Origin of the sequence: Borreliella americana, assembly GCF_032595795.2 — a bacterium.
GTDB classification, from domain to species: Bacteria; Spirochaetota; Spirochaetia; order Borreliales; family Borreliaceae; genus Borreliella; species Borreliella americana.
In genome coordinates this window covers 286,214-301,037 of record NZ_CP132449.1, presented here as the reverse complement: position 1 = coordinate 301,037, position 14,824 = coordinate 286,214, and the positions used below count along the sequence as shown (strand labels likewise).

Annotated in this window: 19 protein-coding genes; all 19 read left to right on the top strand. The window is 30.3% G+C overall.

The genetic code is table 11. The features are described from left to right. Window positions 1-12: 12 nt before the first annotated feature. From fliG to flhB, 19 genes are read left to right on the top strand one after another with little or no spacing between them, the layout of a single operon-like run. Window positions 13-1,047, top strand: coding sequence for a flagellar motor switch protein FliG (gene fliG / locus QIA00_RS01440; RefSeq protein ID WP_002556889.1), 1,035 nt, complete (start codon window positions 13-15; stop codon window positions 1,045-1,047). Window positions 1,048-1,061: 14 nt separating this feature from the next. Further along, complete coding sequence (gene fliH / locus QIA00_RS01435; RefSeq protein WP_316257046.1) at window positions 1,062-1,982, top strand: flagellar assembly protein FliH; 921 nt, start codon at window positions 1,062-1,064, stop codon at window positions 1,980-1,982. An 18-nt stretch (window positions 1,983-2,000) separates the two neighbouring features. Then, window positions 2,001-3,311, top strand: a complete 1,311-nt coding sequence (fliI, locus tag QIA00_RS01430; RefSeq protein ID WP_316257045.1) for a flagellar protein export ATPase FliI — start codon at window positions 2,001-2,003, stop codon at window positions 3,309-3,311. Continuing rightward, window positions 3,308-3,739 (top strand): flagellar protein FlbA, encoded by a 432-nt coding sequence (locus QIA00_RS01425; RefSeq protein WP_316257043.1) that lies wholly within the window; start codon window positions 3,308-3,310, stop codon window positions 3,737-3,739. The genes fliI and QIA00_RS01425 overlap by 4 nt, the downstream gene beginning before the upstream one ends. Further along, window positions 3,732-4,349: a periplasmic-type flagellar collar protein FlbB gene (locus QIA00_RS01420; RefSeq protein WP_316257041.1), complete on the top strand. Its 618-nt coding sequence runs from the start codon at window positions 3,732-3,734 to the stop codon at window positions 4,347-4,349. Before QIA00_RS01425 ends, QIA00_RS01420 begins: the two co-directional genes overlap by 8 nt. 7 nt (window positions 4,350-4,356) lie before the next feature. Continuing rightward, window positions 4,357-5,541, top strand: coding sequence for a flagellar hook-length control protein FliK (locus QIA00_RS01415; RefSeq protein WP_316257039.1), 1,185 nt, complete (start codon window positions 4,357-4,359; stop codon window positions 5,539-5,541). Between the two features lie 13 nt (window positions 5,542-5,554). Then, window positions 5,555-6,007 carry a flagellar hook assembly protein FlgD gene (flgD, locus tag QIA00_RS01410; protein WP_316257038.1) on the top strand — a complete coding sequence of 151 codons (453 nt, stop codon included), beginning with the start codon at window positions 5,555-5,557 and terminating at the stop codon, window positions 6,005-6,007. Window positions 6,008-6,011: 4 nt separating this feature from the next. Further along, entirely contained in the window at window positions 6,012-7,340 is a 1,329-nt protein-coding gene (flgE, locus tag QIA00_RS01405) for a flagellar hook protein FlgE (protein ID WP_316257037.1), read from the top strand. Between the two features lie 21 nt (window positions 7,341-7,361). Continuing rightward, the gene (locus tag QIA00_RS01400; RefSeq protein WP_316257035.1) at window positions 7,362-7,562 is read left to right on the top strand and encodes a flagellar FlbD family protein; all 201 of its coding nucleotides are present in this window, start codon (window positions 7,362-7,364) and stop codon (window positions 7,560-7,562) included. A gap of 20 nt (window positions 7,563-7,582) precedes the next feature. Then, entirely contained in the window at window positions 7,583-8,365 is a 783-nt protein-coding gene (locus QIA00_RS01395) for a motility protein A (RefSeq protein WP_316257033.1), read from the top strand. Next, complete coding sequence (gene motB, locus QIA00_RS01390; protein WP_316257031.1) at window positions 8,365-9,147, top strand: flagellar motor protein MotB; 783 nt, start codon at window positions 8,365-8,367, stop codon at window positions 9,145-9,147. Before QIA00_RS01395 ends, motB begins: the two co-directional genes overlap by 1 nt. Before the next feature lie 50 nt (window positions 9,148-9,197). Further along, on the top strand, window positions 9,198-9,734 hold the full coding sequence (gene fliL / locus QIA00_RS01385) for a flagellar basal body-associated protein FliL (protein WP_231014249.1): 537 nt from the start codon (window positions 9,198-9,200) through the stop codon (window positions 9,732-9,734). 37 nt (window positions 9,735-9,771) lie between these two features. After that, on the top strand, window positions 9,772-10,830 hold the full coding sequence (gene fliM, locus QIA00_RS01380) for a flagellar motor switch protein FliM (protein WP_316257029.1): 1,059 nt from the start codon (window positions 9,772-9,774) through the stop codon (window positions 10,828-10,830). A gap of 45 nt (window positions 10,831-10,875) precedes the next feature. Then, entirely contained in the window at window positions 10,876-11,217 is a 342-nt protein-coding gene (gene fliN / locus QIA00_RS01375; RefSeq protein WP_014023523.1) for a flagellar motor switch protein FliN, read from the top strand. Beyond that, on the top strand, window positions 11,210-11,836 hold the full coding sequence (locus tag QIA00_RS01370; RefSeq protein ID WP_316257028.1) for a flagella biosynthesis regulatory protein FliZ: 627 nt from the start codon (window positions 11,210-11,212) through the stop codon (window positions 11,834-11,836). The genes fliN and QIA00_RS01370 overlap by 8 nt, the downstream gene beginning before the upstream one ends. Before the next feature lie 10 nt (window positions 11,837-11,846). Beyond that, the gene (fliP, locus tag QIA00_RS01365) at window positions 11,847-12,611 is read left to right on the top strand and encodes a flagellar type III secretion system pore protein FliP (RefSeq protein WP_316257027.1); all 765 of its coding nucleotides are present in this window, start codon (window positions 11,847-11,849) and stop codon (window positions 12,609-12,611) included. Window positions 12,612-12,621: 10 nt separating this feature from the next. Further along, the gene (gene fliQ / locus QIA00_RS01360; RefSeq protein WP_002556873.1) at window positions 12,622-12,885 is read left to right on the top strand and encodes a flagellar biosynthesis protein FliQ; all 264 of its coding nucleotides are present in this window, start codon (window positions 12,622-12,624) and stop codon (window positions 12,883-12,885) included. A gap of 32 nt (window positions 12,886-12,917) precedes the next feature. After that, the gene (fliR, locus tag QIA00_RS01355; protein ID WP_301427093.1) at window positions 12,918-13,706 is read left to right on the top strand and encodes a flagellar biosynthetic protein FliR; all 789 of its coding nucleotides are present in this window, start codon (window positions 12,918-12,920) and stop codon (window positions 13,704-13,706) included. After that, window positions 13,706-14,824: a flagellar biosynthesis protein FlhB gene (flhB, locus tag QIA00_RS01350; protein ID WP_316257026.1), complete on the top strand. Its 1,119-nt coding sequence runs from the start codon at window positions 13,706-13,708 to the stop codon at window positions 14,822-14,824. The genes fliR and flhB overlap by 1 nt, the downstream gene beginning before the upstream one ends.

Here is a 14,824-nt window from a genome sequence, read left to right as displayed (position 1 = left end):
GTAGTAATTGATATGGAAGAAAAAAAAGAAAAGGAGATTTTGGATGTTTCTGCTTTAACAGGCAAGCAAAAGGCTGCCATTTTGTTGGTTTCAATAGGTTCTGAAATCTCTTCTAAAGTGTTTAAGTATCTTTCTCAAGAAGAGATAGAGTCTTTGACATTTGAGATAGCAAAGCTTGAGACAATTACTTCTGAGCTTAAAGACAATGTTCTTTTAGAGTTTAAAGAATTGATGATGGCTCAAGAATTTATTCAAAAGGGCGGAATTGATTATGCAAGAGAGCTTCTTGAAAAATCTCTTGGGACTCAAAAAGCAGTTGATATTATTAATAATTTGGGTTCTGCTTTACAGTCTAGACCCTTTGAATTTGTAAGAAGAGCAGATCCTGCAAATATTTTAAACTTTATTCAGCAAGAACATCCCCAAACAATTGCTTTAATTCTTTCATATCTTGATCCTCAAAAGGCTTCTTTTATTCTCTCTAGTTTACCTACAGAGGTACAAACCAATGTTGCAAGAAGAATTGCATTAATGGATAGAACTTCTCCTGAGGTTGTAAGAGAGGTTGAGAGAGTTCTTGAGAAAAAACTAGCTTCTCTTTCTTCAGAAGATTATACATCAGCAGGAGGAGTTGACAATGTTGTTGAGATAATTAATATGGCTGATAGAAAGACAGAGAAGTTTATTATTGAATCTCTTGAAGAAGAAGATCCGGAGCTTGCAGAAGAGATTAAGAAAAAAATGTTTGTATTTGAGGATATAGTTTTGCTTGATGATAGATCTATACAAAGAGTTTTAAGAGAAATAGATGGTCAAGAGTTAGCAAAAGCTTTAAAATCTGTAGATATTCCTGTCCAAGAAAAAATTTTCAAAAACATGTCAAAAAGAGCGGCTTCAATGCTTAAGGAGGATATGGAATTTTTGGGACCTACTAGGCGAAAAGATGTTGAAGAATCGCAGCAAAAAATTGTTTCTCTTATTAGAAAATTAGAAGAACAGGGAGAAATAGTTATTTCAAGAGGTGGTGAAGAAGATGTGCTTGTCTGATAAAGGAGTTTTGTTTGCCTAAGGTTTTATATAAATCATCAGAAGTTGATAATTTAGTAAAGTTTGAGTTTGTTGAAATAGCAAAGCCTGTTTTTCAATCTTTAGAGATCAAGGAGAAGGAAAGCAGAGTTTACGACATAGATAGTCAAATCTCCAATCTTAAAGAAGAGTTGCAACTTTTAAGAGATGAAAAATTACGACTTGAAGAAGAGCTTGCTAAAAGGCAAGAGCTTGCCAAAGAGGAAGTTCAAATTGAATCTAAGCGGCTTATTGAAGAGGCTAAGGTAAGGGCCAATGAAGTATTAGAGGCGGCCAAACAAGAAGCAGATATTTTGCAAAGAGAAGCTATTTATAAGAAAGAATCTATTGAGACTGAATCTAATGCTGAGATTGAAAGATTAGTAAGAGAGTATGAAGAAAAATTAAAAACAGATCTTGATATGGCAATAGCTAAAGGCAGGGAAGAGGGATATAGCAAAGGTTATGAAAGTGGTTTTGAAGATTTTGACAAAGTTATGAGAAAATTACATGCCATAATAGCATCTTTGATTGCCGAAAGGAAAAGCATTCTTGAATCTTCGAGCGACCAAATAGTAAGTCTTGTTATGCAAATTGCAATTAAGGTTATTAAGAGAATTACAGATTCTCAAAAAGATATTGTCTTGGAAAATGTTAATGAGGCTTTAAAAAGAGTAAAAGATAAAACACATATTACCATTCGCGTAAATCTTGATGATTTAGATATTATTAGGCATAAAAAAAGTGATTTTATTTCTAGATTTGATATTATAGAAAATTTAGAGATCATAGAGGATCCCAACATAGGCAAAGGTGGTTGTATAATTGAAACTAATTTTGGAGAGATTGATGCGCGCATTTCTTCTCAACTTGATAAAATAGAGGAAAAGTTTAAAAATTTTTCTCTATTAAGTTAAGTATCTAAAGGAATTTTAGTGAGCAATTTTTTTGAAAATTATTTAAGACAAGTAGATGATGTTGAAACTGTTTCTTTTGTTGGCAGGGTACAGAAAATAAAAGGTCTTTTGGTTGAAAGTTTAGGGCCTCAGTGCGCCATTGGAGATTTGTGTTTAATTGCCCAAAGAAATGGTAAAAAGGTATGTGCAGAGGTTTTAGGATTTAATGGTCCTTATGTTAGCCTCATGGCTTATGAAGGATTTAGTGGTATTGAAGTTGGAAATAAAGTTTATTCTTTAAACAAAGGGTTAGAGATAAATCTTAGTGATGAGCTTTTGGGTAGAGTTATTGATTCTCTTGGTAGACCCATTGATAATAAAGGGCCATTTTTGAACAATAGTTATAAAGAGTTAATTTTTGAAAAAATTAATCCAATTAGTAGAAGTATTTTTGAAGATCAAATATTAACAGGAGTTAAAGTTCTTGATGGGTTTTTGCCAGTTGCAAAAGGGCAAAGAGTTGGTATTTTTTCTGGCTCTGGCGTTGGTAAATCTACTTTGCTTGGTATGATTGCAAAAAATTCAAGTGCAGATGTAAACGTTATTGCTTTTATTGGAGAAAGGGGTCGAGAGCTTAATGAGTTTATTGAACATGAACTTGGTGAAGAGCGTTTAAAAAAAAGTGTTTTAGTTGTTTCAACTTCTGATGAATCGCCCATTTCAAGGTATAAGGGTGCTTATGTTGCTACCATGATAGCAGAATACTTTAGAGAGCAAGGTAAAGATGTGGTTTTGCTTTTTGATTCTATTACTAGGTTTGCAAATGCTAAAAGAGAAATGTCTCTTTCTTTAGGAGAGCCTCCGGTAGCTAAAGGTTATCCGCCTTCTGTTTTTGTTGAAATTCCAATTTTACTTGAGAGATCAGGTTTTAATGGTAATGGGGGAAGTGTTACTGGGTTTTATACTGTTCTTGTTGAGGGAGATGATTTTACAGAGCCTGTAGCCGATAATATTAAGGCTGTTTTGGATGGTCATATTATTTTAGACAGAGATTTGTTTGACAGGGGAATTTATCCTTCAATAAATGTTTTAAGTTCAACTTCAAGGTCTATTCATAGAATAATGAGCCTAGAAAAACAAAAATTAATAATGAAAGCTAGAAATTTATTGTCTATTTATAAAGATTATGAAGATCTTATTAGAACAGGAATTTATCTTAAAGGATCTAATAAGGATGTTGATTTTGCAATTTCCAAGTATCCTAAGATTATTGATTTTATTTCTCAAGGAATAAATGAAACATTTGATTTTGAAAATTTAGAAGATGAAATAAAGGAAATATTATCTTGAATGATTTAAACTTTAGAAAACAAAAGCTTAATAGAGTATTAACGATTAGAACCTATTTTCGAAAGCTAAGCGAGAGAGACTTAATGAATATAAATAAGAAAATTTCAAAAATAAATCAGTTTTCAAATGGAATTTCTAATCTTTTAAAAAACTTGAATGGCTTTGATGATCTTTACATAAGAGGTTATATAGACTGTTTAAATTATAAAAAAGCTCAAAATTTTAAAATTCTTGAAGAGCTTAGAAAGCAGTATAACGAGTATTATGATATTTATGTGGATAAATATAGACAAGAAAAAAAGATTAAAATATTAATAAAAACTTTAAATGATTCTATAATTAAAAATAGAGAAAAAAAAGAAAGCTTATTGCTAGATGAGCATGTAAATTATAAAGTTTGTCAAAATATAAGGAATGAAAGTGTATAATTTTTTATCGTTCTTTTTTAGGGCATTTTTTTTGTTATTTTTAATTGTTATTTTATTTTTCTTTGTATTATTCTTTATTGATTTTATTGGAATGTATAATACTAAAAGATATTTCCCTGAATTTGTAAGAACTAAGCTTTTAGGAGAAACTTCTCTGGTCTTTGATCATAATTCTAATATAATTCTTGATGAAGCTAGACTTGTAAAGGAAAGAGAAGCTATTGATATTAAGAATCAACAGATTGAAAAGCTTAAAGAAGATTTAAAGTTAAAAGAAGATAGCTTAAATAAACTTGAATTTGAGCTTAAGCAAAAGCAGAAAGATTTAGATTTAAAACAAAAAATAATAGATGACATTATAAATAAATATAATGATGAGGAAGCAAATATTTTGCAAACAGCTGTATATTTAATGAATATGCCACCAGAAGATGCTGTTAAGCGGCTTGAAGATTTAAATCCTGAGCTTGCAATATCTTATATGCGGAAAATTGAAGAGCTTTCAAAAAAAGAAGGTCGTTTATCGATTGTTCCTTATTGGTTATCTCTTATGGATTCTAAAAAAGCTGCTATATTGATTAGAAAAATGTCTGTTAGTTCATTGGAGTAGTGTGTATATGAATAATTTATTAAATTTAAGTAAAGCTTATGGTAACAAATTAAATCTTTTGAATACAATTAAAGGGCTAAATTTAAATGTTTCTAAAATGGAATCTAGAGAAAATGCAAGCCCTTTTTTAAATGTTATGTCTTCTGAATCTAAAAAATTAGCCAAAGCAAGATTTATGATATTTGATTTTTTAAATTTTTTTAAAGACAATGGGCTTATTGCTAAAAATTTTAAAAAATCACCTTTAAATAAATCCCTTTTTTTTAAAAAACTTGATAATGAGGCTTTTGTTTCTGATTTGAAATCTTTGATTGCTAGAATGAGTGTTTTTTTAGATTTTGAAGGTTTAGGTTTAAATAGCATTAAAGAAAGCTTATCATCCAATTTTGATTTTCTAGGTAAAGAAAAATTTTTTGAAAAAATCGAAAGACTTTGTTTAACTTTTGATAATTTGAGTTCTTTTTTGGGTTTTGATTTTTTAACTGCTTTTATTGATGATTATTATAATCAGATAAGCTTGAATGATAAAAAGGAAGAAAAAAATGTTATTAGCATTGATGTGAAAAATTTCAAAAAGAATAATGGCGATCACAACGATTTTGTTTTTTCAAAATTTAGCTTAAATGCAATTGATGGTCAAAATTTTGTTGATAAGTATAAAGTTAAAGAAATATCAAACGATTCTTTAAAAGGCTTTGTTGAAGAATTTGCTAATTACAATATCAAAAACTCTAAAGAGGTTGAAGGTTTTGATTTTGTCAGCAGTTTAAAGCCCGAGTGGAATCTTAAGATTAATAAAAATATTGTGGATAAAGCTAAAGTTGTGTTAAAATCGAATAATACAGGAGAGATTAAGTTGGTTTTAAAGCCCAAAGAGCTTGGTAGTATACGAATTAATTTAAATCTTGATTCGAATAATAATTTATTGGGAAAGATCGTAGTGGATAATCAAAATGTTAAAATGCTTTTTGACCAAAATATGCATTCATTAAATAAAATGCTTGGTGAGAGTGGTTTTAATGCTAGCTTAAATCTTTTTCTTGCAGGTGAGAATTTAAATTCTTTTACTGGAGATTTTAAAGACGACCCTAAGGATCAAAATTTTCATTTTGGTTATAATAAATTTTTTCAAATTGAAGAAGAAGTTGAATTTTCTTACGATGTAGATAAAAATGTTAATTTAATTATTTAGAGGGTGTAGTTAAATGAATAAAATGAATGGCATTGAAAATGTTTCTAATTTAAATATTATAAATATTAGTAGTAAAGTTAAAAAAAAAACAGATTTTAATGTTGAGAATATATCTAATAAGGTTAATCTTGGCAAGGATGATTTTTTAAAGTTACTTATTACTCAACTTAGGTATCAAGATCCTACAAATCCAATGAAGGATAAAGAATTTATTGCTCAAATGGCGCAATTTTCTGCTCTTGAACAAATGACTAATATGAGTAAGTCATTTGAAAAACTTTCATCTTCTTTAGGAATAAGAAAAGATTTGGATTTATTAGGCAAAGTAATTAAATTTCAACATGGTGATGGGGAGATTGTTGAAGGTCGTGTTACAAACATTAAGACAGGCGCAATACCTCAAGTTATGGTTAATGGTAATTATTATGTATATAAGAACATCTTATCGGTAGGTTTGGAGGAGTAATTATATGATGAGGTCTTTATATTCTGGTGTTTCTGGGCTTCAGAATCATCAAACAAGAATGGATGTTGTTGGTAACAATATCGCTAATGTAAATACAATTGGCTTTAAAAAGGGAAGAGTAAATTTTCAGGATATGATATCGCAGTCTATTTCTGGAGCTTCTCGTCCTACTGATGCTCGTGGTGGGACTAATCCCAAGCAAGTTGGATTAGGCATGAATGTTGCCTCAATTGACACTATTCACACTCAAGGAGCTTTTCAAAGCACTCAAAAAGCATCTGATCTTGGGGTTAGTGGCAATGGATTTTTTATTTTAAAAGAAGGTAAAAATTTATTTTATACAAGAGCCGGTGCTTTTGATGTAGATTCTGATAGACATCTTGTAAATCCTGCAAATGGAATGCGAATTCAAGGTTGGATGGCAAGAGATTTAGAAGGTGAAAAGGTTATCAACACAGCTTCTGATATTGAGGATCTGATTATTCCTATTGGAGATAAAGAGGGGGCAAAATCTACCAAAAATGTTACTTTTGCTTGTAATCTTGATAAAAGATTGCCTTTAATTCAAGAGGGTGCAAGTCCTGCAGATATTGCACGTGGAACTTGGGTTGTCAATAAGTCATTGTATGACAGTTTTGGAAATGTTAGTGTTCTTGAGCTTAGGGTTGTAAAAGATCTAAATACACCCAATTTATGGAATGCAACAGTATTAATAAATGGTGAGCAAAATTCAAATTTTACACTTGGATTTGACAATGAAGGAGCATTGGCGTCTTTAAATGGTCAACCAGGTCAAAAAGGAGATGTTCTTCAAATTCCTATAACATTTAATGTTTTGGGCGCAAATGTAGGTGAAGCTGGTGAGCAGCAAACTGTAAATTTGAAATTAGGAACAGTTGGAAGTTACACTGATTCAATTACTCAGTTTGCTGATTCTAGTAGCACAAAGGCTATTATTCAAGATGGATATGGCATGGGATATATGGAAAATTATGAAATTGATCAAAATGGTGTTATAGTTGGCATTTATTCAAATGGCATAAGACGAGATCTTGGCAAGATTGCTCTTGCTTCTTTTATGAATCCCGGAGGACTTGCAAAATCAGGTGATACTAATTTTGTAGAAACAAGCAATTCAGGTCAAGTTAGAATAGGCGAAACTGGACTTGCTGGACTTGGTGATATTAGATCTGGTGTTCTAGAAATGGCCAATGTTGATCTTGCAGAGCAGTTTACAGATATGATAGTGACTCAAAGAGGATTTCAAGCGAACGCCAAAACTATTACCACTTCTGATCAATTATTGCAAGAACTTGTAAGATTGAAAAATTAATCTAAGATTGTTTTTTAGCATATGATTTTTGTAACTAAGCTTAATGGTGATGGATATTATTTAAATCCTTATCATATTGAAAGTATTGAGGCTAATCCTGATACTACAATTCTTCTTATGAGTGGTAAGAAGTTAGTTGTGAAAGAAAAAGTTGAAGAGGTGGTCAATAGGATTAAGTTATATAGGAAAGAAGTTGCTTCTTTTGAAAAAATTTTAGGATAAGGAAATGGGGGCGTTGAATTATGAATTTAGCTAGTATAATTGGGTGGGGAGTTGGATTTGGAGCTATTTTAATTTCTATGGCATTTACTCCCACTGGACTTGGTGTTTTTTGGGATTTAAGCTCTGTTTTTATTACTGTTGTTGGATCTTTTTCTGCTCTGATGGCTTCTTCAGAAGTTGTTGCTGTAAAAAAAATTCCAACGTATTTAGGATTTTTCTTTAGAAGAAATTCATATGCTAAGGTTTCTATTATAAAAATATTAGTAGAGCTTTCAGAAAAGGCTAGAAAAGAAGGCCTTTTATCTCTTGATGATGAGCTTGAACAAATTAATGACCCATTTTTTAAGTCAGGAATGAGGCTTGTTGTTGATGGTGCAGATCCTGAGGTAATTAGAACTATGCTTTATTTAGAGCTTGATCAAATGCAAGAAAGACATAAGGTTGGTTCAGATCTTTTTAAAACTTGGGCAAAGCTTGCTCCAGCTTTTGGTATGACAGGTACTCTTATTGGGCTTGTAGCTCTTCTTGGCAATCTAGAGGATAAATCTGCGCTTGGTTCTTCTATGGCTGTTGCCCTTATTACAACTCTTTATGGAACTATAATGGCAAATTTAATGTTTATTCCTGTTCAACTTAAGTTGGAAAAAATTGATACTGAGGAGGCTGCAGTAAAGACAATGATAATTGAGGGCGTTTTATCAATTCAGTCTGGAGATAATCCTAGAATTTTAGAGCAAAAATTAATGACGTTTTTAACCCCCAAAGATCGAAGTCAGCTTAATAGTAGCATTGGTGGTGAATAATGGCTTTGCGAATTAAGAAACCTTCAAAATGTGATGAAGGATCTCCAGATTATATGGTAACTTATGGAGACATGGTTACTTTGCTGCTTGTGTTTTTTGTTACAATGTTTTCATTAAATGATATTATTTTTCAAGAAAATGTGATAAGAATAATGTCTGCTTCTTTCACAGGTGCGGGATTTTTTAAGGGTGGTAAAACTTTAGATTTTAGTAAATTATCTTATTTGAGTAATAGTTTTATGTCTTTGCCCTCTTCTGTGCGCAATAAACAAGCATCTCAGACCGCTAAAAATAAATCTATGATTGAATTTATTGAGAAGATTCAGTCTAAAAATATTTTAGTTAGACAAGAAGAAAGAGGTATTGTGATATCTCTTGCAGCAGATGCATTTTTTGATTCTGCTAGTGCAGATGTTAAACTTGAAGAGAATAGGGATTCTATTCAAAAAATAGCATCTTTTATTGGTGTTTTAAATTCTAGAGGCTATAATTTTAAAATAGAAGGGCATACTGATAATATTGATACTGATGTAAATGGACCTTGGAAAAGTAATTGGGAGCTTTCAGTCGCCAGATCTGTTAATATGCTAGAACATATTTTGAACTATTTAGATCAATCTGATGTTAAAAGCATTGAAAATAATTTTGAAGTATCTGGTTTTGGTGGAAGTAGGCCTATTGCAACAGATGATACCCCTGAGGGCAGAGCTTATAATAGAAGAATTGATATATTAATTACTACGGATGCATCTTTAAGTTTCCCTAAGGAAATTAAGCAGTAAGTAATTCTTTTTAATTTTAAAAGAAGAAAATTAATAGGAGGGATTTTATTATGCCTAATAAAGACGATGACAATTTAGATATGGGGGATTCCAATGTTAATAGAAAAGGCGGTTTATTGCCTGATATTATAATAAAAATTTTACAGATACTTGCAATAGGAATATTTACAGTTGCAATAATGATAATTGTTTCTTATTTTGTGTCTAAAATGGTGGTAAGCCAAAGTGGAGCTCCTAGCGATTTTCCAGTTTTTTCTAATGAATACTTAGGAAAGCCGCCTATGCTTATATGGTATGAAAGTATAGATGAGATTAGAGGTAACACTTTAGATGTTCCTCCAAAAACTTTTGTTGTAAAGCTTGCTTTAGGATATGCAGAAAATAATGTTAATATTCTTAATGAACTTGGAAGACAAAAAGTACGCTTAAAAGACATTATTAGAGAATATTTTAGCCAAAGAACTGGTCAAGAAATAAAGAATGAAAGTCAAATAAAAGCAGAAATTAAGGCAAGAATTAATAGTATTCTTAGAAATGGAGAAATAAAAGAAATAGCATTAACTCAAATTGATATTTTTGATATGTAATAAATTTAAAAGAATTTTAAATTTAAAGGAATTTTGAATGGCAAACAATCCAGGAGCTTTATCTCAAGATGATATAGATAGTCTTTTAGAGTCTATTAATTCGTCTGAAAGTTTATCCTTAGACGAATCCCTTTCTAATGTTATATCTGGCCCCACAGGTAAAAAGCAAAAAGTTAAGGTTTATGACTTTAAAAGACCAGATAAATTTTCAAAAGAGCAAGTTAGAACAGTTTCGAGTTTTCATGAGGCATTCGCTAGGTATACTACAACTTCACTTTCTGCTCTTTTAAGAAAAATGGTTCATGTTCATGTAGCCTCAGTTGACCAATTAACCTATGAAGAGTTTATTAGGTCAATACCCAACCCTACAACTTTGGCAATAATAAATATGGATCCTCTTAAAGGATCTGCTATTTTTGAAGTTGACCCGACAATAGCATTTGCCATAGTAGACAGGCTTTTTGGTGGTGATGGAGATACGATTAAAGATAAAAGTAGAGATTTAACAGAAATTGAGCAGTCTGTCATGGAAAGTGTTATTATTCGTATACTTGCTAATATGAGAGAGGCTTGGTCTCAAGTGGTTGATTTAAGACCAAGATTTGGGCATATTGAGGTTAATCCACAGTTTGCTCAAATAGTGCCTCCTACAGAAATGATTATTTTAGTTACTCTTGAGGTTAAAATAGGAAAAGTAGAAGGGCTTATGAATTTTTGTTTGCCTTATATTACTATAGAACCTATTGTTTCAAAATTATCAACAAGATATTGGCATTCTTTGATTGGAGTTGGAACTACCAGTGAGAATCTTGATGCTTTGCGTGAAAAGTTGGAAAATACAGCGATGCCTTTGGTAGCAGAAATAGGAGAAGTTAAACTTAAGGTAAGAGAAATTTTATCGCTTGACAAAGGTGATGTTTTAAATCTTGAATCTTCTCTAATAAATAAGGATTTAACTTTGAAAGTTGGTACTAAAGAAAAGTTTAAATGTAGAATGGGTTTAATGGGGAATAAAGTTTCAGTACAAATTACAGAAAAAATTGGAGACATAAAGGGTTTTGATTTATTAAAAGAGCTTACAGAAGAGGTTGAGTGATAGTTATTTTATTTATTAAAACTTAAATTATTAAGAGGTTAAATTATGAGCGTAGATGAAAAAAGTGATAATGGAGAAAAGCCAGAAATAAAAGGGGTTAAGCTTCCTGATTTAATTGACACTTTACCAGAAGGAGTTGATCCTAGTAATTTTGGGCTTTTAATGGATGTTTCTATGCAGCTCACTGTAGAGCTTGGAAGAACAGAGCGCAAAATAAAAGACATACTTGGCATGTCTGAGGGAACGATTATTACTCTTGATAAACTTGCTGGTGAGCCTGTAGATATTTTAGTAAATGGTAAAATAGTTGCCAGGGGAGAAGTAGTTGTAATTGATGAAAATTTTGGAGTTAGAATTACTGAGATAATTAAAACTAAAAATGAATAATAAATTTTTATTTTTGGTTTTTTTAGCGTTTTCTAATTTTTTTACATATGCTGATTCACAAGAGCAGGTAAATTCAATATCTGTCGATTTAGAGAATGAATCTAGCTTGCCAATCTTTGAAGAGGATAAGGCAAATCCTGCTAACAATGATAGTGCTCAGCCAGTTTCTCTTTTTAATATTTCAGATTTGGCCAAAATAGTTTTATTTTTACTTATTGCTTTTTTTATCTTTTTCTTATTAAAGAAGTTGATTTTTTATTCAAAAAAAAGCAAATATGAACAAAATTCTAATGTAATTAAGGAGCTTGTTTTTTACGAGATAGATTTTAAAAGCTCAATAAGAATCATAAACATATTAGACAATGTTTACATATTTTTGGTTTCTAGCAATTCTTCTACTTTACTCAAAGAGATTAAATCTGAAGAAGAACTGGAAGATTTAAAACTCAGGCTTAGCAAAATTAATGATTCTGCTAAAAAAGATTCTTTTCAATCAATCTTTAAGAAAATATTGCTCAAAAAAGAAGAGATTCCTTTTGCTGGAAATGATTATGTTAAACTTGAGAAGAAAATTGAGACTTCGCTTAAGGATAAACAAGATAGATTAAAAAAATTTTAGAGGGTTTATTTTGAGAAAGTGTTTTATTTTTTTTTTATTTTTTAGTGTAACAAGTTTATCTTTTGCTCAAACAAAGTCTTTTCAGACCACTAATGGTCTTAATTTTCCATTTTTAAATTTTGACAATATTGGCGGTTCAGAGATAGCTTTTTCTTTGCAGCTTTTGATTCTATTAACCATTATTACTCTTTCTCCAGCGTTTTTAGTGTTAATGACTTCGTTTTTGCGAATATCCATAGTTTTAGATTTTATTAGGCGTGCTTTATCTCTTCAACAATCTCCTCCTACTCAGATAGTAATGGGATTGGCTTTATTTTTAACCATTTTTACTATGTGGCCAACTTTTAATTCTATATATAAACAAGCTTATTTACCCCTTAAAGATTCAAAAATAAATTTTGATGAATTTTACAATAAAGGAATTGCTCCTCTTAGAATTTTTATGTATAAGCAGATGTCTGATGGGCGTCATGAAGAGATTAGGTTATTTATGAGTATGAGTAATTATGATCGACCAAAAAATTTTAGTGAAGTACCAACGCATGTGTTAATTGCAGCTTTTATTTTACATGAACTTAAAGTGGCTTTCAAGATGGGAATTTTAATATTTTTGCCTTTTATAGTTTTAGATATTATTGTTGCCTCTGTTTTAATGGCTATGGGTATGATAATGTTGCCCCCCGTAATGATATCTTTGCCGTTTAAGCTTATTCTTTTTGTAATGGTAGATGGCTGGACTTTAATTACTAGTGGACTTATTAAAAGTTTTATGTAAGGTTATATATATGACTGCAGGACACATTCTTTATTTAATTAGAATTTCTATTGAAAACATTATTATTTTATCAGCTCCAATGTTGATTATAGCTCTTATAGTTGGTCTTTTGATTTCAATTTTTCAAGCTATTACTTCAATTCAAGATCAAACTTTAAGTTTTATTCCAAAGATTATTGTTATACTTTTAACCATTGTTATTTTTGGTCCTTGGATTTTGAATAAGCTTATGCAGTTTACTTATATGATTTTTAGTCAATTGCAAAATGTTTAATTTATGACTAATTGTATTATTGGGATGAAATTTTGAATTTAAGTTTTTTGGTTTTAAAATCTTTTACAATTTTACCTGTGTTGATTAGAATTTTTATGTTTTTAAAATTTTCTCCATTTTTTTCAACAATAAAAATTGGATATTTTAATTTTTTCTTTTCTTTGATTCTCTCTGTAATTGTTGTTGAAAAGATTAAAATTATTTATCCTTTAGACAATATGCTTTCTTTTACGTTAATTTTATTAGGAGAAGCTATTTTGGGCCTTATTCAGGCATTTTTTGTTAATATAATTTTTAATGTTTTTCATTTAGTTGGATTTTTCTTTTCTAATCAAATTGGACTTGCTTATGCAAATATTTTTGATGTTTTTTCAGAAGAAGATAGCATGATTATTTCACAAATTTTTGCTTATTTGTTTTTGCTTTTGTTCTTATCAAGTGATTTTTTACTTCGGTTTTTTGTGGTTGGCATACATGATTCTGTTTTAAACATTAGAGTTGAACATTTAGTCAATATGAGAAATTCAGAATTTGTCAAGCTTTTACTTATGTCTTTTGGATTTCTTTTTGAAAAAGCTTTATTAATTTCGTTTCCAATATTGTCCCTGCTTTTACTTTTTTATCTGGTATTGGGAATACTTTCAAAGTCATCTCCCCAGATTAATTTATTAATAATTAGTTTTTCAACTTCGCTATTTTTAGGGTTGTTAATTTTGTATATTGGATTTCCAAGTTTAGCAATATCTTCAAAAAGAGTGATTGAACTTGCATTAGATTCTCTTGTTAGTTTTATAAAATTGTTTTCTAGAGTTTTAAAATAATGATAAAAGATGAATTTTTGATTAAAAGTTGGTATATTCCCCTTGATTTTTTTTCTGCAGATGATGAAGGAAGAACTGAATTACCTACTGACCAGAAAAAGCAAAAAGCAAGAGAAGAAGGACGGGTATTAAAGTCTACTGAAATTAATACTGCTGTTAGTCTTTTATTGTTATTTGCATTGTTTTTTTTCATGCTTTCTTATTTTGCTTTAGATTTAATAGATGTTTTTAAAGAACAGGCTATCAAGCTTCCCGAAGTTATGCGTATGAGTATTTATGCTATGGGTTTTGCATATATTAGATCTATTATGGGATATGTCGTTTTGTTTTTTTTTGCATCCTTAGCTGTTAATTTTTTTGTTAATATTATTCAAGTAGGCTTTTTTATTACTTTTAAATCTTTGGAGCCAAGGTGGGATAGAATTAGTTTTAATTTTTCCAGATGGGCAAAAAATTCTTTTTTTTCAGCAGGGGCTTTTTTCAATTTGTTTAAAAGTTTGTTAAAAGTTGTTATAATATGCTTGATATATTATTTTATTATAGAAAACAATATAGGCAAAATTTCTAAGCTTTCGGAGTATACACTTCAGTCTGGAATTTCTATTGTATTAGTGCTTGCCTATAAGATATGTTTTTTCTCAGTAATGTTTTTGGCAATTGTGGGGGTTTTTGATTATTTGTTTCAAAGATCTCAGTACATTGAGAGTTTAAAAATGACAAAAGAAGAGGTAAAGCAGGAAAGAAAGGAAATGGAAGGTGATCCTTTACTTCGATCTAGAATAAAAGAGAGAATGAGGGTTATTTTAAGTACCAATTTAAGAGTAGCTATTCCTCAAGCAGATGTAATAATTACAAATCCAGAACATTTTGCAGTTGCTATTAAGTGGGATAGTGAAACAATGTTAGCTCCAAGGGTGCTTGCAAAAGGTCAAGATGAAATAGCTCTCACAATTAAAAAGATTGCAAGAGAAAATAATGTTCCTTTAATGGAAAATAAGCTGCTTGCAAGGGCTCTTTATGCTAATGTTAAGGTTAACGAAGAGATCCCAAGAGAATATTGGGAAATTGTTTCAAAAATTCTTGTGAGAGTATATTCTATTACTAAAAAGTTTAATTAG